Source organism: Sphingopyxis sp. CR5 (assembly GCF_059693785.1).
Window position 1 is genome coordinate 247,952 of the sequence record NZ_JCATIE010000002.1, and the last position, 15,592, is coordinate 263,543.

15 protein-coding genes, 1 tRNA gene and 1 riboswitch are annotated in these 15,592 nt (G+C 66.5%); of the genes, 2 read left to right on the forward strand and 14 right to left on the reverse strand.

The features are described 5' to 3' along the window. Positions 1-5 precede the first annotated feature (5 nt). The gene (locus AC58D2_RS04065) at positions 6-662 is read right to left on the reverse strand and encodes a helix-turn-helix domain-containing protein (protein ID WP_497387587.1); all 657 of its coding nucleotides are present in this window, start codon (positions 660-662) and stop codon (positions 6-8) included. Between the two features lie 225 nt (positions 663-887). Then, a tRNA-Trp gene (locus tag AC58D2_RS04070) sits at positions 888-963 on the reverse strand. A 127-nt stretch (positions 964-1,090) separates the two neighbouring features. On the opposite strand from AC58D2_RS04070, the gene AC58D2_RS04075 reads away from it, so the two are divergent. After that, on the forward strand, positions 1,091-2,023 hold the full coding sequence (locus AC58D2_RS04075; protein WP_497387589.1) for a DMT family transporter: 933 nt from the start codon (positions 1,091-1,093) through the stop codon (positions 2,021-2,023). Beyond that, the gene (locus tag AC58D2_RS04080; RefSeq protein WP_497387591.1) at positions 2,020-2,640 is read left to right on the forward strand and encodes a glutathione S-transferase family protein; all 621 of its coding nucleotides are present in this window, start codon (positions 2,020-2,022) and stop codon (positions 2,638-2,640) included. The genes AC58D2_RS04075 and AC58D2_RS04080 overlap by 4 nt, the downstream gene beginning before the upstream one ends. Positions 2,641-2,720: 80 nt before the next feature. Here AC58D2_RS04080 and AC58D2_RS04085 read toward each other — a convergent pair whose 3' ends face one another. From AC58D2_RS04085 to AC58D2_RS04140, 12 genes are all read right to left on the reverse strand, one after another. Continuing rightward, entirely contained in the window at positions 2,721-4,277 is a 1,557-nt protein-coding gene (locus AC58D2_RS04085; protein ID WP_497387593.1) for a fatty acid--CoA ligase, read from the reverse strand. A 128-nt stretch (positions 4,278-4,405) separates the two neighbouring features. Then, positions 4,406-5,038: a DUF938 domain-containing protein gene (locus AC58D2_RS04090; protein ID WP_497387594.1), complete on the reverse strand. Its 633-nt coding sequence runs from the start codon at positions 5,036-5,038 to the stop codon at positions 4,406-4,408. Further along, positions 5,035-5,559 (reverse strand): CcdC protein domain-containing protein, encoded by a 525-nt coding sequence (locus AC58D2_RS04095; protein WP_497387595.1) that lies wholly within the window; start codon positions 5,557-5,559, stop codon positions 5,035-5,037. The genes AC58D2_RS04090 and AC58D2_RS04095 overlap by 4 nt, the downstream gene beginning before the upstream one ends. Positions 5,560-5,566: 7 nt before the next feature. After that, positions 5,567-6,019 carry an ABA4-like family protein gene (locus AC58D2_RS04100; protein ID WP_497387596.1) on the reverse strand — a complete coding sequence of 151 codons (453 nt, stop codon included), beginning with the start codon at positions 6,017-6,019 and terminating at the stop codon, positions 5,567-5,569. A gap of 151 nt (positions 6,020-6,170) precedes the next feature. After that, on the reverse strand, positions 6,171-7,727 hold the full coding sequence (gcvPB, locus tag AC58D2_RS04105; RefSeq protein WP_497387597.1) for an aminomethyl-transferring glycine dehydrogenase subunit GcvPB: 1,557 nt from the start codon (positions 7,725-7,727) through the stop codon (positions 6,171-6,173). Beyond that, positions 7,724-9,082 carry an aminomethyl-transferring glycine dehydrogenase subunit GcvPA gene (gene gcvPA, locus AC58D2_RS04110; protein WP_497387598.1) on the reverse strand — a complete coding sequence of 453 codons (1,359 nt, stop codon included), beginning with the start codon at positions 9,080-9,082 and terminating at the stop codon, positions 7,724-7,726. The genes gcvPB and gcvPA overlap by 4 nt, the downstream gene beginning before the upstream one ends. A gap of 3 nt (positions 9,083-9,085) precedes the next feature. Next, a complete protein-coding gene (locus AC58D2_RS04115) occupies positions 9,086-9,865 on the reverse strand; it encodes a hypothetical protein (RefSeq protein ID WP_497387599.1) in 780 nt (259 codons plus the stop codon). A gap of 186 nt (positions 9,866-10,051) precedes the next feature. Continuing rightward, positions 10,052-10,423 carry a glycine cleavage system protein GcvH gene (gene gcvH, locus AC58D2_RS04120; RefSeq protein ID WP_497387600.1) on the reverse strand — a complete coding sequence of 124 codons (372 nt, stop codon included), beginning with the start codon at positions 10,421-10,423 and terminating at the stop codon, positions 10,052-10,054. 2 nt (positions 10,424-10,425) lie between these two features. Next, positions 10,426-11,580 carry a glycine cleavage system aminomethyltransferase GcvT gene (gcvT, locus tag AC58D2_RS04125; RefSeq protein WP_497387601.1) on the reverse strand — a complete coding sequence of 385 codons (1,155 nt, stop codon included), beginning with the start codon at positions 11,578-11,580 and terminating at the stop codon, positions 10,426-10,428. A 53-nt stretch (positions 11,581-11,633) separates the two neighbouring features. Next, a riboswitch (glycine riboswitch) is annotated at positions 11,634-11,740 on the reverse strand. Between the two features lie 158 nt (positions 11,741-11,898). After that, the gene (locus AC58D2_RS04130; RefSeq protein WP_497387602.1) at positions 11,899-12,549 is read right to left on the reverse strand and encodes a Rossmann-fold NAD(P)-binding domain-containing protein; all 651 of its coding nucleotides are present in this window, start codon (positions 12,547-12,549) and stop codon (positions 11,899-11,901) included. A gap of 135 nt (positions 12,550-12,684) precedes the next feature. Continuing rightward, complete coding sequence (locus AC58D2_RS04135; protein ID WP_497387604.1) at positions 12,685-13,857, reverse strand: deoxyguanosinetriphosphate triphosphohydrolase; 1,173 nt, start codon at positions 13,855-13,857, stop codon at positions 12,685-12,687. Next, positions 13,854-15,554, reverse strand: coding sequence for a tetratricopeptide repeat protein (locus tag AC58D2_RS04140; protein WP_497387606.1), 1,701 nt, complete (start codon positions 15,552-15,554; stop codon positions 13,854-13,856). The genes AC58D2_RS04135 and AC58D2_RS04140 overlap by 4 nt, the downstream gene beginning before the upstream one ends. Between the last annotated feature and the right edge of the window lie 38 nt (positions 15,555-15,592).

The following is a 15,592-nucleotide window of genomic DNA, read 5'->3' on the forward strand; positions in this document are numbered from 1 at the left end:
ACCGGCTAGGCGGGCGACTTTTTCGCCGCGCCTGCCGGGGATGACAGGCGATGGTGCGCTTCGTAGATCAGGTGCGACAGATCTTCGTCGGCGCTCGACATCACCCCGACGGTCAGCGTTTCGGTCGAACCGGGACCGCAGACATAGGCGTGCCCCATTCCTGAATCGATGTAGATGGACTCGCCCGCCTGTAGCTCGATCGGATCGTAATATTCGGTGTGGACGGTCAGCGTCCCTTCGACGACATAGATGAACTCCTCGCCGCTGTGACGGACGAGCTCGCCGAATTCCTCGATCGATTTCGCATGGATGCGCGTGATGATCGGCACCATGCGCTTGTGCCGCAATTCGGTGCAGACGTAATAATATTCATAGTTCGGCGTATCGACGCGCAACGCCTTGTCGATCGCCCCGATGCTGCGGCGCCCGAGGATCGGTGCAGGCGCCTCTTCCTGTTCGGCGAACAGGTCGGCCATACTCAGGTTGAGGCGCTCGCCGAGTTGCTGGAGCTTGTCGTATGTCAGCGACAGCCGGTCGTGCTCGACCTTCGACAGCGTCGATACCGGAATGCCGCATCGTTCGCTCATTTCCTTGAGCGTCCAGCCATTGCGTGCACGCAGACCGGCCATCACCGCCCCAAGCGTCTTTCGACCCTCTGCCATAGCCAAACGGTTCCTCCGGCCTTTTCAAATTATCGAGCGAAGACAGGATTGTCCCGTTCGGAGATTCGCCTTCCGCGTTAGCATCTCGGCTTTGGCCTGCGCAATCCGCCCGATTGCCGATTGACGCATCCGGACAAGGATGCGGGTCGCCCGTGCGCAAATGATAAGGGGACGTGGGCGCCGCGCTGGCAGCGTCCGGGCCTGCGCCATCCCCGTCGACGGGAATGGCAGGGGCAGCAGGATTCGAACCCGCGACCCTCGGTTTTGGAGACCGATGCTCTACCAGCTGAGCTATACCCCTAGGCCGGAGTGCGCCCTTAGCCGCAACGGGGACCATTAGGCAAGCAGATTGCAGTCTGGTTCCGCTTATTGCGGCGGGCAATGCATAGCTTGCAAAGCATCGCCGGGCTGATATGCGCTTGCCTCGCATGACGCCCGCCCGCACCTCCGACGTTCCGCAACATTATCTCGGCGGTATTGCGCTCCGGCTGCTCGCGATGGCGAGCCTTTCGCTGATGTTCGTGCTGGTAAAGATCGCCGCCGCCGCCCACGTCCACCTCGTCGAAAGCCTGTTCTGGCGGCAGGTGATCGTGCTGCCGCTGCTGGTCTTTTGGGCGATGCGGCACGGCGGGATCAAAATGTTCCGAACGCAACGGCCCGGCACGCACGCGCGGCGCGCGATGATGGGCCTCACCGGCATGGCGCTCAATTTCGGCGGGATGATCTATCTGCCGATGGCCGAGGCGACGACGATCAACCTGTCGGTGCCGATCTTTGCGGTGATCTTTGCCGCGGCCTTTCTGGGCGAACCGACGGGTTGGCAACGCTGGGGCGCGGTGATCGTCGGCTTCCTGGGCGTGCTCGTCGTGCTCAACCCGACGACGGTGGTTGCGAGCGGCTTCAGCGGCGAACACGGCCTCGGCACGTTGATCGCGCTGGGCGGCGCGATCATGACCGCGTTGATCACGATTCAGGTCCGCGACCTTGCGCGCACCGAAAGCCCGATGGCGATCGTCTTTTGGTTCAGCCTGATATCGCTCGTCCCGCTGACCATCGCGCTGCCTTTCGTGATGACACCGCACAGCCCCGCGATCTGGGCGACGCTGATCGGTTTGGGTTTGCTCGGCGCGGTGGTGCAGATGTCGCTGACCGGCGCGCTGCGGCTCGCTCCCGTCGCGGTAGTGACGCCGATGGATTATTCGAGCCTGCTCTGGTCGATCGCCTGCGGCTGGTATTTCTTTGGCACCTTCCCGGCCGACACGACGTGGGTCGGCGCGCCGCTGATCATCGCGAGCGGCCTGTTCATCGCCTGGCGCGAACACCGTCTGCACATCGAGCGGCGAAAGGATCTGACCGCATGACGAACCTTCCGATCCTTTATCACTGTCCCGACGCGCGGTCGCTGCGATGCCTGTGGGCAGCCGAGGAAGCAGGGCTGGACATCGACCTGCGGCTCTTGCCCTTCCCTCCCCGCGCCTTTGCCCCCGACTATCGCGCGATCAATCCGCTGATGACGGTACCGGGCTGGGTCGAGGACGGGCGGCTGCTGACCGAATCGGCCGCGATCTGCGAACGCATTGCCGACGGCACGCCGCTCGAAGTAGGGCGCGACGAGCCCGATTACTGGACATATCGCAACTGGCTCCACCGCAGCGACGCGACGCTGACCTTTCCGCTGGCGATCATGATCCGCTACACGCGCGTCGAGCCGGAGGAGCGACGGGTCGCGCAAGCGGTCGAGGATTACAAGGCCTTCTTCGGCGGCCGCGCCAAGAGCGTCGAAGCGACGCTCGCCGACGGGCGCGAATGGCTCGTCGGCGGACGCTTCACCATCGCCGACATCGCGATCGGCTATGCGGCGTTTCTGGCGACGACGCTCGGCGCCGACGACCTGCTCGGCGAAGCGACGAAGGACTGGCTGGCGCGCTGCACGGCGCGCGACGGCTTCGTTCGCGCGCGCGAGCGGCAGAAGGGATAGCTACAACGGCTGTATTTGGGAAGGATTTGAGCCGCCTGCCCTCGATTCTACGTTCGTCACGACCGAATTTATAAGGCGCCTCAATTCACCATCCGCTCGTAACCCTCCCAATAGGGCGCGCGCAGATCCTTGCGCAGGATCTTGCCCGAGGCATTGCGCGGCAGCGCTTCGATCACATCGACGCTGCGCGGCGCCTTGAACGCGGCGATGCGCTCGCGGGCCCAGGCGATGATGTCCTCGGACTCGACCGTCATGCCGGGCTTGGCGACGACGACCGCCTTCACCGTTTCGCCCCATTTCGCATCGGGGATTCCGATCACCGCGACCTCCTGCACCGCGGGGTGGCCATAGATCGCGCTTTCGACCTCGGCCGGATAGACATTCTCCCCGCCCGAGATGATCATGTCCTTCATCCGGTCGTGGATATAGAGATAGCCGTCCTCGTCCATGTAGCCGGCGTCGCCGGTGTGGATCCAACCCTCACCCGTCATCGTCCGCGCGGTCGCGTCGGGAAGGTTCCAATAGCCTTGCATGTTGTTCGAAGATCGGGTGACGACCTCGCCCACCTCGCCGGTGGGCACTTCTTCGCCGTCGGGGCCGAGAATGCGGATCTCGACGCCGGGCAGAGGCTTGCCCGCCGAGCGCATCCGCTTGTTGCCTTCGGGGTCGTGATCCTCGGGCGGCAGCATGCAAATCGTACCCGTCGTCTCGGTCATCCCATAGGCCTGGATGAACTGCGCGCCGAACATCTTGATGCACTGCCGCAAGAGGTCGAGCGGAATCGGGGCGGCGCCGTAAAGGATATATTTGAGCCGGCTGTAATCGACGCTCGCGCAGCGCGGGTGGAGGAGCAGCATCTGCAGCGCCGCAGGGACGATGAAGAAGCGCGTCACGCCATGATGCTCGACCGCATCGAAGACGCCGTCGGGGTTGAATTCGGCGAGAATCACGCCCGGCAGCCCCGCCGCGAGCGCCATGATGCCGAGCCCGGTGCCGCCGATATGCGCGCAGGGCATTGCAACAAGCACCGCCTCGTCATCCTCCCACTGGGTGTAGGGCATGTCGAGGTCGGCCGAATTCTTGCGCAGCGCAAAGAGGTTGGTGTTGGTGAGCACAGCACCCTTCGGATTGCCGGTGGTGCCCGAGGTATAGAGTTGCAGAACCGCGTTGTCGGGACCCGACGGATCGAAGGCCACTCGCTCCGCGCCGTCTATCATCGCGCGCGCGGCGTCGGCGCCGACGATTTGCGGATCATGGTCGAGCTTGCCCGCGAGTTGGCCCGCCGCGGCGTCGAAGCCGGGGCCGGTGAAGACGATCCTTGCCCGTGTGTCGTTGACGATGAACGCCCATTCGACCGGCGACAGGCGCCAGCCGATCGGCGCCATAACGATGCCGGCGCGCGCGGCGCCGAAGAAGAGGGTGAAATAAAGGTCGCTGTTCTTGCCGATCCACGCGATGCGATCGCCTTTTCGAAGGCCCGCAGCGAGCAGCGCGCTTGCGACGCGCGCGGTGCGCTCTTCGAGATCGGCATAGCTCATCACGCGAGCGTCCTCGCGCATCGCGACGCGATCGGGGCGTTCCCGCGCCCAATGCGTGATGAATTCGTCGAAGGTGACGAGGTCGGCGATATCGCTCATACAAATCTCTCCCGGCGGCATTGCGCTCTTCTCAAGCCTGATAACAACAGACTCGACGACTTGGCAAGCGCGACGCTTCGTATGCGAACTTATCCGATGCGTGCGCGGGCGCAACGGGAAAGCGGCGATCAGGCGCGGTGGAACAGGAGCATCAGATTATTCGCCGGCATCGCGCGCCGCTCGGTGAAGGCGAGACCCGCATCGGCGGCAGCCGCCTTTACTGCGTCAAGGTCGCGCAGGCCCCATCGGGGATTGCGCGCGCGCAAGCTGGCATCGAAATCGACATTGCTCGGGGCGGTCGGCACGCCCGGCTCGACATAGGGACCGTAGAGGATCAGCGGCGCGCCGGCAGGCAGCGCGCGCCGGGCACCCGCGAAGAGGCCGGTCGTTGCCGCCCACGGACTGATGTGCACCATGTTTACGCAGAGCAAGGCGTCGGCGGCGGTTACCGGCCAGTCGGGCGCGGCAGCGTCGAGCCGGAGCGGCGGCGCGATATTGACCAGCCCCGCTTCCCCGCTCCAAGCGGCGATGGAGACGAGCGCGTCGGGGTCGGGGTCGGTCGGCTGCCATCGAAGGCGGGGAAAAGCGGCGGCGAAATGGACGGCGTGCTCGCCCGACCCGCTCGCGACCTCCAGAATCGTGCCAGCGGGGGGCAGCCATTCGGCCAGCACCGGGGCGATCGCGTCGCGGTTGCGCAGCGTCGCAGGGGCGTGACGCTTTGCACCGGCGCCGCCGTCCCCTGGTGACCAGGGAGTGGTCACGGGCGGCGGGCGCGCGCGTCCGCTAGAAGGCGGCGGGCGCGGATCGCGATTTCAATGCGCTGGAACGCCAGGAAGCCGAGCGCAAATGCCATCAATATATCGGTCGTCGCCATCAGGCCTGCGGGACCGGGACCCGCCATGTCCGTCGCCATGTTGCGCGACGCCGAGCGGACGACGACGAGGATGACGAGGAAGATCAGCGCCGCAGGCGAAACGGTCTGGCTGAGTTCGTGCGTCTCTGGATCGACCGCGATGTGCATCATCTTGCCGCGCATCCAGCCGAGCGCGGCGCCAGCCCCGAGCGCGAGCAGGCACCACAGCCAGACAAGCCCGTGCGGCGGCACGCTCCAGAAGATGAACCCGACAAGCAATGTGTAGATCGCCGGCAGGATCCACAGCCGTTCGATACGCAGCCTCCGTGCCTTGCCCACCGACCGTAGCCGCAGCGCCAGCACGAGCAGGATAATCGCGCCGGGGATCAGATATTGAAACAGCGGAGACGGGGCGGGTGCCGGAGTCATGCGGGCCTCACTTTCCTTTTGCCAGCGCCCGTGCGCGCCGTTCGCGCATCACGAGCCACGCGAGCAGGCCGACCGGCCCGACCATCAATGTCAGGAACAGAAAGGGCAGCTGAATGATACGGCTGAAACCCTTTTGATCGGCGTCGCGCGCGATCCACATGCCGGCGAACAGGTCGAACGCCAGATAATGCGTCCACCCGACAACCGTGCCCCCCTTGGTCGCGAACAGCGCCATCACGCCCGACAGGCTGGTGAAATCGACTGCCGCCTGCGGACCGCCGGCATCCCAGCCGCCGAACGTCAGCCCGCCGAGCAGTATCGCATAGGTCAGGCAGAGGAGCGCGACCCCGGCATAGAGGATCGCCGACAGGATGCGCGGACTGCGCGGCAGGAAGGCAAGCGCGACCCAGCCGGTCAGCGCCCAGCCGTTGGTCAGCGAATAAAGGCTTTCCCAGCTCATTCGATCCTCTCTCCTGGCGGTCCAAAACCGGCCCTACCCTATCCCGTTCGCCCTGAGCTTGTCGAAGGGCCGTTCCTTCTTTGCGCCGTTAAAGAAAAGAACGGTGCTTCGACAAGCTCAGCACAAACGGGTTACGGGAGGGCAACCCTGATCATTGGCCGCCTTCACCCCACGTCAGAATCGGCTTGCGCGCGGCCAGCGTTTCGTCGAGCCGCGCGCGCGGGGCGAAGTGCGGCGCCGACTTGAGCGCCGGATCGCCATTCTTCGCGCGCCTTGCCAGGCTGCGCAAGGCCGCGATGAACTGGTCGAGAGCCGCCTTCGATTCGGTCTCGGTCGGTTCGACCAGCATCGCGCCGTGGACGACGAGCGGGAAATAGACCGTCATCGGGTGGAAGCCTTCGTCGATCAGCCCCTTGGCGATGTCGAGCGTCGAGAAGCCCTCGGCGAACCCGCGGTCGCTGAACAGCGCCTCGTGCATGCACGGGCCCGACGCGGCAAAGGGCGCGTCGAGGACCTCTTCGAGGCTGCGCAGGACGTAGTTGGCGTTGAGCACCGCGTCCTCGGCAACCTGCTTGAGCCCGTCGGCGCCGTGGCTGAGCATATAGGTCAGGGCGCGCGTGAACATCCCCATCTGGCCGTGGAAAGCGGTCATACGACCGAAGGTGTCGGGATGCTCGTCGCCCGCGCTTTCCTCTTCGACCAGCCTGAGCGAGCCGTCGGCGTAGCGCGCGGCATAAGGGATGGGGCCATAGGGCGCGAGCGCTTCGGAGAGCACAACCGGACCCGAGCCCGGCCCGCCGCCGCCGTGCGGGGTCGAGAAGGTCTTGTGCAGGTTGATGTGCATCGCATCGACGCCCAGATCGCCGGGGCGCACGCGCCCGACGATGGCGTTGAAATTCGCGCCGTCGCAATAGACATAGCCGCCCACGGCGTGAACCGCGTCGGAGATCGCCTTCATGTCGCGCTCGAACAGGCCGCAGGTGTTGGGGTTGGTGATCATCACGCCGGCGACATCGGGCCCGAGCCGCGCCTTCAGCGCCTCGAGATCGACGCGCCCCTCCTTGGTCGCCGGAATGTCCTCGACGGTGAAACCCGCGAAGGCGGCGGTGGCGGGATTGGTCCCATGCGCGCTTTCGGGAACGAGCAGCACGCGCCGATCCTCGCCGCGCGCTTCGAGCGCCGCCTTGATGCAGAGGATGCCGCAGAGCTCGCCATGCGCCCCGGCCTTGGGGGACATGGCGACGCCATACATGCCGGTCAGCTTTATCAGCCAGACCGCAAGCTCGTTGATGACGCCGAGCGCGCCTTGCACCGTTTCCTGCGGCTGGAGCGGGTGGACGTCGGCGAAACCCGGCATCCGCGCGATCTTTTCATTAAGGCGCGGATTATGCTTCATCGTGCAACTGCCGAGCGGGAAGAGACCGAGGTCGATCGCGTAATTCTGGCGCGACAGGCGCGTGTAGTGCCGCACCGTTTCGGACTCGCTGAGCCCCGGCAGGCCGATGGGATCGCCGCGCATCAGGCCGCCAAGGTCGGCGGCGGGCGCCGCCTCGTCGAAATCGACGCCGGTCGTGTCGGCCGAACCGATCTCGAAGATCAGCGGCTCTTCGAGCATCAGCGCGCGGTTGCCGGTGACGGTGACGCTATCGTCGCCGGTGCCCGCGACATTCATTTCAGGACGCCAGCCGGCGGGGTTGAGCGCGGTCATGCCAGCACCTCCTTCAGCGCCGCGGCAAAGGCGGCGATATCCGTTTCGGTCACGGTTTCGGTGACGGCCACAACCAACCCGTTCGCAAGCGTGTCATTGTCGGGGTAGAGCCGGCCGAGCGACACGCCGCCGAGCACGTCCCGTTCCGCTAGCCGGTGGACGACGGGCCGCGCTTCGGCGGGAAGCCGCAGCGTGAATTCGTTGAAGAAGCTGTCGTTCATTACCGACACGCCGGGCACCTTTGCGAGGTCGGTGGCGGCGGCCTTCGCGCGGGCGTGGTTGATCGCGGCGAGTTGGCGCAGCCCCTTTTCGCCGAGCAAGCTCATGTGAATGCTAAAGGCGAGCGCGCAAAGCCCCGAATTGGTGCAGATATTGCTCGTCGCCTTTTCGCGCCGAATATGTTGTTCGCGGGTCGAGAGGGTAAGCACGAAGCCGCGCTTGCCCTGCGCATCGACGGTCTCGCCGCAGAGGCGTCCCGGCATCTGACGGACATATTTGGTCTTGCACGCGAAAAGACCCACATAAGGCCCGCCGAACTGAAGCCCGACGCCGAGCGACTGCCCCTCGCCAACCACGATGTCGGCCCCCATCTCACCGGGCGACTTGATCAGGCCGAGCGCAACAGGTTCGGTAACGACGGCAATCAGCAGCGCCCCCGCCGCCTGGCAGGCTTCGGCAAGTGCGGTCATGTCGTCGATGCGGCCCAGAATGTCGGGATACTGGACGACGACGCAGCTCGTATCCTTGTCGACCGCGTCGGCCATCGCTCGCCAGTCGGTGCCGGCCTCGAGGCTCGGATCGCCATCGATCAGGCTGTCGCGGGTGTATTTCGCCATCGTCCGTGCGACGCTGCGATAATGCGGGTGGAGGCCGGTCGACAGCAAGGCCTTGCCGCGCTTGGTGATCCGCCGTGCCATGACGATCGCTTCCCAGCAGGCGGTCGAGCCGTCGTACATCGACGCATTGGCGACGTCGGTTCCGAACAGCCGCGCGACCTGCGTCTGGAATTCGAACAGCATCTGCAGCGTGCCCTGCGCGATCTCGGGCTGATAGGGTGTGTAGGCGGTCAGGAATTCGCCGCGCTGGATCAGATGGTCGACGCTCGCCGGGACATGGTGGCGATAAGCACCCGCGCCGAGGAAGAAGGGACCGTCGCCCGCGGCACGGTTCTGCCGCGACAGCGCCGCCATGTGCCGTTCGACGGCCAGTTCGCTCGCGTGCAGCGGCAAGCCCTCGATCGGCCCCGAGAGTCGAGCCTCGGGCGGAACGTCGGCGAACAGGTCGTCGATCGACGCGGCGCCGACCGTAGCAAGCATCGCGGAGCGATCGTCGGGAGTGAGAGGGAGATAACGCATGAACTACTCCATCGAAGAAGCTGGATTCACAGCCGAAAGCTGAGCAAGGTCGGGGAATGAGCCGGAAAAGACCATCGGGCCGCTGTGGGTCGTGCGAACCCAGGGCGCGAGCCAGATGCGAAAGCCCGCATCGCGAACGCGGCGGCAGAAAGCATAGTCTTCGGAGAGGAGATCGCCGCTGTCGGCATCGATCGTCGGGTGAAAGAAAGCATGTGCACGATCCCCGATCCCATGCGCCTGCCGCTCGCTCGCGCCAGGGCGAAAGGCCAGCTCGGGATGCGCCGCGGCCACGCCCTCCAGCACGTCGCGGCGGATCAGCATCAATCCGGTGCCGAGCCGTTCGAGCTCGACGATATCGGTGAGCGCGAAACTCTGCCCCGCATGAAGGAAGTGAAAGGCGAATTCTCCACTGTAGCGGGCCAGGTCGGCGGGCGTGGTCGCCGCCCCCGCCTGCGCCGCGCGGGCAACCGCAGTCCAATTCACGACCCGTCGCGGACAGACGCCACCGAGGACCGCGCAATCGGCGCGGTCCTGCATCGCGCGCAGCATCGCAAAGATGTCCGCCGACGCAAAGTCGATATCGGCATCGACGAACAACAGATGGGTGCAGTCGCTTGCGAGGAACATCGCGCTCAGCATGTTGCGTGCGCGCGCTATGTCGGGTTGATAGAGGATGAATTCGAACCGCACCGGCACCCCCGCCGCCTGCGCATCGAGCGCAAGCGCAAGCGCCGCCCGCACATAGCCGCCCTGCGCCCCGTCATAGATGGGCGTGGCGACCATGAGCCTGCATCCGGCGAGCGAGGGCGCTTCACCTGTCATGCGACGGACCGTAGAGACACCTCAAGACGCGTCATCGACCTATCTCCCCCCTCCCGCTTGCGGGAGGGGCTTGGGGGGGCATGGTCCGGAGCCGGGCTTGCCAGTCGCCCACCCCGGCCCCTCCCGCAAGCGGGAGGGGGAGACGAATTACAGATCGTCGCAGTAGGATTTATACGCCGCGGCGTTCATCAACCCCTCGAGCTGGCCCTTGTCGCCGAGCGTCATGCGAAAGAACCAGCCTTCGCCCTCGGGGTCGCTGTTGACGAGCGCGGGGTCTTCCTCGAGCTGGGCGTTGCCTTCGGTCACGGTGCCGTCGACGGGGGCATAGACGTCGCTCGCCGCCTTCACCGATTCGACCACCGCCGCGTCGCCGCCCTTTGACAGCTCGGCGCCGGTATCGGGAACTTCGACGAACACGATGTCGCCGAGCTGGCCCTGCGCATAGTCGGTGATGCCGACCGTTGCGACATCGCCATCGACGTCGATCCATTCATGCTCTTCGGTATAGTAACGCGGCATCGTCAGGCTCCTGTTTTACGAACATAGCGGTGCGGAACAAACGGCATGTCGGCCACCGCAACCGGGATGCGCTTGCCCCGCACTTCGGCGGCGAGCGCGGTGCCGGGCGCGGCATGGTCGCGGGGCACATAGCCCATCGCGATCGGCACGCCGACGCTCGGGGCGAAGCCGCCCGAGGTAACGACGCCGATTTCGGTGTTGCCGTCGAACAGCTTGGCGCCTTCGCGGACCGGCAGCTTGCCCTCGACGCTCAGGCCGACGCGCTTGCGGGGGCTTCCGTCGGCAAGATGGCCCAGGATGCGCGCGGCGCCGGGGAAGCCGCCCGCTTCGCGGCGGCGCTTCGAAATCGCGAAAGACAAATCGCCCTCGACCGGGTCGATGCCGTCGTCGAGGTCGTGGCCATAAAGCGGCAGCCCCGCCTCCAGCCGCAGCGAATCGCGCGCACCGAGCCCGATCGGCTTCACCGTCGCGAGCGCGCAAAGCGCATCGGCGAGTGCTTCGGCCTGTTCGGCCGGCACCGAAATCTCGAATCCATCCTCGCCGGTGTAGCCCGAGCGGCTGATCCCGAGCCGGACGTCGCCCCACAGATAGGGGCCGGCCTGCATGAAGACGAGGCGGTCGACGGGAAGAATATCAGCGAATTCGGGTGCGATGCCGAGCGCGACGAGCGCCCCGACCGCCTTCGGCCCTTGCAGCGCGAGCAGCGCATGGTCGTCGAGCAGGTTCATTTCGATCTCGTCGGGCAGATGCTCGCGCAGGTGCGCGATATCGTCCCACTTCACCGCGCCGTTGACGACCATATAGAGGCCGCGCCCGGTGTTCGTGATCATCAGGTCGTCGAGGATCCCGCCGTCTTCGGCAAGCAACAGCGAATAGCGCATCCGGCCGGGCTTCAGCGCCGAAATATCGCCGGGAACGAGCGTCTCGAGCGCCTCGGCAACGCCCTCGCCGCTCAGCACGAGCTGGCCCATGTGGCTGACGTCGAACAGGCCGGCGCTTGTCCGCGTCCACAGATGTTCGGCCATGATGCCGTCATACTGGATCGGCATGTGATAGCCGGCGAATTCGACCATCCGCGCGCCGTGGGCGCGGTGCCAGGCATCGAGCGGCAGCGTTTCGATCGCCACCTCTTCGCCCATTTCATCGGTTTCGCTCAATGCGGCCTCCCGTCGTTGACATGGCGCGAGGTGGCCCGATGCCACCGCTTTGCCACGCCCCCTCTGTCACGGGAACCTGAGAGTTTTCCTCCATGACATCATGGAGTTACCCCTTCGGTGGTCGCAACATGAAGCCGCGACGCTTTCCAGAGTGTCCAATCCGGCGCGCGGTCCTGCTGACCTGAGAGTTTCCGGGGCGGTTGCTCCTTCGGTGGCGAGGCACGGATCGCTCCGCTCCTCGCGCTCTCCCGCGCGGCCGTCCGAATCCCCTGCGGGCTCCGGCAGACGACCGAGCCTTGGCGGGGGCGCTGCACAGAGTCAATCGGCGAGCCGCCGCATCGCGTCATTTTCGTGGACATAAACTCCCGCAGCGTCGGCATCGATGAGCGCGACTATCGCCTTTGCGACGACATCGGCGGGAATCGAACGATAGCGCCGTAGCGATCCGTGGAGCAGCGCGTCGGTGAACGGCGCCGCGGCCATCGCAATCCCCTCGCCCAGCCGCGGCGGCCCCTGGCGCTCGCCCATGAGCAGGCCCGGGCGCAGAATATCGAGCCGGTCGAAGCCGAGCGCTGCGAGATCGTCCTCGGCCTCACCCTTGGTGCGCAGGTAGAAATTGCGGCTTTTCGCCGATGCGCCGACCGCGCTGACCACGATCATATGCGCAGTGCCCGCCCTCCGCGCCGCGCCCGCCGCCGCCAGCACGAGATCATGGTCGACCGCCCTGAACGCCGCTTGCGAGCCCGCCTGCCTGATCGTCGTACCGAGGCAGCAGATCAGGGTCGCGGGACGCGCGGTCGCGATGATCGCGGGCCAATCCCCGGGCGGCGCGACATGCTCGCTGTGGAGAGCAGGCAAGTCGGCGAGCGCATGACGCCCGAGGATCGCCAGCGGCTGGCCGTCCGCGTGTGCGATCACGCCGCGCCCCACCATGCCGGTCGCGCCGATGACAAGGGTTTTCACGTCCATCTTGTCCGCCTCCCCGAGCGAAGACGAGGGTCACGTTCGAGCGAAGCGACAAGCGCTCCGCGTTCGGCCTCGACTTCGCTCGGCATAGCCCCTCGTCTTCGCTCGAGGAAACGGGAATTATCGAGAGCTTCGCGCTCAGGCGTGCGCGAGTGCGTCCGGCACCGCATCGCGCCCGTGGATCTCGGAGAAGCGGTCGATCGCGAAGCGGTCGGTCATGCCGGCGATATAGTCGCCGATATGGCGGATCGTCGCGGCTTCGCCGTCGGGCAAGCGCGCGGCCCAATCCGCGCCCATCCGCCGCGGGTCTTCGACATAGGCGGCGAACAGACTGGCGACGACGTGCCGCGCGCCTTCCGCTGCGGCGAGTTGCGACGGGTGGTGATAGAGATTCGCATACATGAAGCGCTTGAGGTCGCGTTCCTGCCGCGCGAGAGCCGGCGAGAAGGTGCCGAGCGTGCGGCCCGCCGCGCGCACCTCGGCGACGGTGGCCACGCCCGCGTCGACGACATTCGCCTGCGTCGCCGCAATCACGTCGTTGACCATCACCCCGATCTGGTCGCGCACGAGTTCGCGAAGCTGCCGATCGCGAGCGGCGCCGGGAAAGCGGCGCTCGACCCCCGCAAAATTCGCCGCGACGAACGGTTGGGCCATCAGTTGGTCGAGATCGAGCAGCCCCGCGCGCAGCCCGTCGTCGATGTCGTGATTGTCATAGGCGATGTCGTCGGCGACCGCCGCGACCTGCGCCTCGAGGCTTGCGTGCGTCGCAAGGTCGAGCGGAATTTCGGCGTCGATGTCGGCCAGCGCCCAGCCCGGACGGCGGACCGGACCATTATGCTTGGCGAGCCCTTCGAGCGTCTCCCACGTCAGATTGAGACCGTCGAAGAGCGGATAAGGGCATTCGATCCGGGCGAGCGTGCGCAGCGTGTGGCCATTGTGGTCGAAGCCCCCATGCGCCTGCATCGCCGCCTTGAGTGCATCCTCGCCGGCATGGCCGAAAGGCGGGTGCCCGATGTCGTGCGCGAGGCACAGCGCCTCGGTCAGATCTTCGTTGAGCCCCAGCGCGCGCGCGATGCCCCGCCCGATCTGTGCGACCTCAATACTGTGGGTCAGGCGAACGCGATAATGGTCGCCGTCGGGCGCGACGAACACCTGGGTCTTGTGGCGCAGGCGGCGAAAGGCAATCGAATGGATGATACGGTCGCGGTCGCGCTGGAACGCGTCGCGCGGCCCGCGCACGACGCGTCCGACCTCCTCGTGACGGCGGCCGCGCGTCTGTTCCGGATCGCTGGCGACCCTCGCCAGGCTCACTTGATCGGCTCGACGGTCTCGCCGACGTCGCTGTTGAACAGGAAACCGTCGCCTTCAGCCTTCTTATAGTCGGCAAGCCAATCCTGCGCGCTCTTCTTGTCCTTGAACGGACCGACGAGCAGCCGGCGGGTCTGCCCCCATTCGGCGGTGGAGCCCGACTTACCCTTGAACAACGCGGCATTCCGCTTCGAAAAGCGGTTATAATCGAAAGCCAGCGCCTTCAGGTTCGAGCCCGTCGCAATCTGTACCCAGATGCGCGCGGGATTCGCCTTCCTGCGCTCGGCTTCCTCTTTGGCTTTCGCCTCGGCTTCGGCCTTCGCCTTCGCGGCGGCGTCTTCCTTTGCCCGTTTCGCGGCCTCGGCGGCTTCCGCCTTATGCTTCTCTTCGAGCAGCCGCGCGAGCGTGTCGGCGCCCACCGCATTGTCGGGCTTCGCCATCTCCTCGGCGGGAATGTCGATCGAACTGACGATCTCGGCAAGCGACGCAAGCGGCGCCGCGGCACTGGTCGCCGGGCCGGGCGCCTGTGCCGCGGGAGCGCCAGCCCCCATCTCGGCGATAGAGAAGCCGGGACCCACCGGCCCCGCGTCGGGCTTGACCGCGACGCCGACCGGCGTGGGTGCGGGAGACGCGGCGGCGGCTGGTGCGGGGGGCGGTGTGGGAGCGGGCGCGGGCCTTGCCGCCGCGGACGTCGGGGCGGGCGGGCGGGCTGCCGCGGGCGTAGTGGACGTGGACGTAGGAGTCGGACCGGGTTTGGCCACCGGTACAGGGTCGGATTGCCGCCGTACGGCGGCAGCAGGCGTCGACGTCGGCTCCAAGGCCGGCGCAGGCTTCGCTTCGCGGCCCCGGCGCGGCTTGACTGCCGGCTTCGCGGCCGTCGCCGGAGCGGGGGTCGCCGCCGCCATCTGTACCGGCCGCCGCGCCGGGCCGAGTTCGCCCGAAGGGAAGCGTCCGAAATGCGCGGCCGCGGCCATCTGCGCCGGATTGAGGCGATCCATTTTCAACAGATAGGGAAGGATATTCTCGGCGAGCTGAGACGGCATCGTCGCATCCACAATCTGCTTTGCCTCATCGCTTCGGCCGTTCATCGCAAGGATCATCGCGCGCGATCGCCAAGCGGCGCGGCTCGACTGGCGAAGCTGCGGCCCGAGGAGCTGGATCGCGCGATCGGGGTCGCCGCTGATGCCGAGCGACAGCGCATAGCGGCGCGTCACCTCGTCGCTGGGCGTCGTCGACAGGGCAAGCTGATAGTCGCGCTGCGCCTGATCCTGCTGACCGAGCAAATCGCGCGCGAGGCCGCGGTCGGCAAGGAATATCCGCTCGGGTGCGCCGAGCAGCTGGGCCTCCCCGAAATAGTCGAGCGCGCGCGTCGGGTTTTCCATGTGCACCGCCGCCGATCCGAGTGCTGCTTTCACTTCGCCATTGCGCGGCGCGGCCTGTTCGGCCCGGAGCAGAAAGCTCAGCGCGGCGCGATAGTCTTCGAGGTCGATCGACGCGCGCCCGGCATCGAGCAGCGCGGTGGCGTCGTTGGCGTTTGCGGCGATCCGGCCGAGCGCCGACGACAGCAGCGTCCGCGCGGCGGTCCGCCTGTCCATCGCCGCCTTTGTCGCGGGATCGGGCGGCGTCACCTGGCCCTGCGCCGCAGGCGTCATCATGGTGGTCAGGACGAACAAGCCAAGCACGCGAGCGATGGATCGCACGCGCGCCGGCCTGGCCGTCGTTTTCGGTCGCCGCATGG

Bases quoted from the DNA above. Each gene is read 5' to 3' on its own strand.
- AC58D2_RS04075 (WP_497387589.1), top strand. From the start codon at position 1,091: ATGACGCCCGCCCGCACCTCCGACGTTCCGCAACATTATCTCGGCGGT.
- AC58D2_RS04095 (WP_497387595.1), bottom strand. From the start codon at position 5,559: ATGACTCCGGCACCCGCCCCGTCTCCGCTGTTTCAATATCTGATCCCC.
- AC58D2_RS04100 (WP_497387596.1), bottom strand. From the start codon at position 6,019: ATGAGCTGGGAAAGCCTTTATTCGCTGACCAACGGCTGGGCGCTGACC.
- gcvH (WP_497387600.1), bottom strand. From the start codon at position 10,423: ATGCCGCGTTACTATACCGAAGAGCATGAATGGATCGACGTCGATGGC.
- AC58D2_RS04130 (WP_497387602.1), bottom strand. From the start codon at position 12,549: ATGGACGTGAAAACCCTTGTCATCGGCGCGACCGGCATGGTGGGGCGC.
- AC58D2_RS04085 (WP_497387593.1), bottom strand. From the start codon at position 4,277: ATGAGCGATATCGCCGACCTCGTCACCTTCGACGAATTCATCACGCAT.
- gcvPA (WP_497387598.1), bottom strand. From the start codon at position 9,082: ATGCGTTATCTCCCTCTCACTCCCGACGATCGCTCCGCGATGCTTGCT.
- gcvPB (WP_497387597.1), bottom strand. From the start codon at position 7,727: ATGACCGCGCTCAACCCCGCCGGCTGGCGTCCTGAAATGAATGTCGCG.
- AC58D2_RS04115 (WP_497387599.1), bottom strand. From the start codon at position 9,865: ATGGTCGCCACGCCCATCTATGACGGGGCGCAGGGCGGCTATGTGCGG.
- AC58D2_RS04065 (WP_497387587.1), bottom strand. From the start codon at position 662: ATGGCAGAGGGTCGAAAGACGCTTGGGGCGGTGATGGCCGGTCTGCGT.
- AC58D2_RS04080 (WP_497387591.1), top strand. From the start codon at position 2,020: ATGACGAACCTTCCGATCCTTTATCACTGTCCCGACGCGCGGTCGCTG.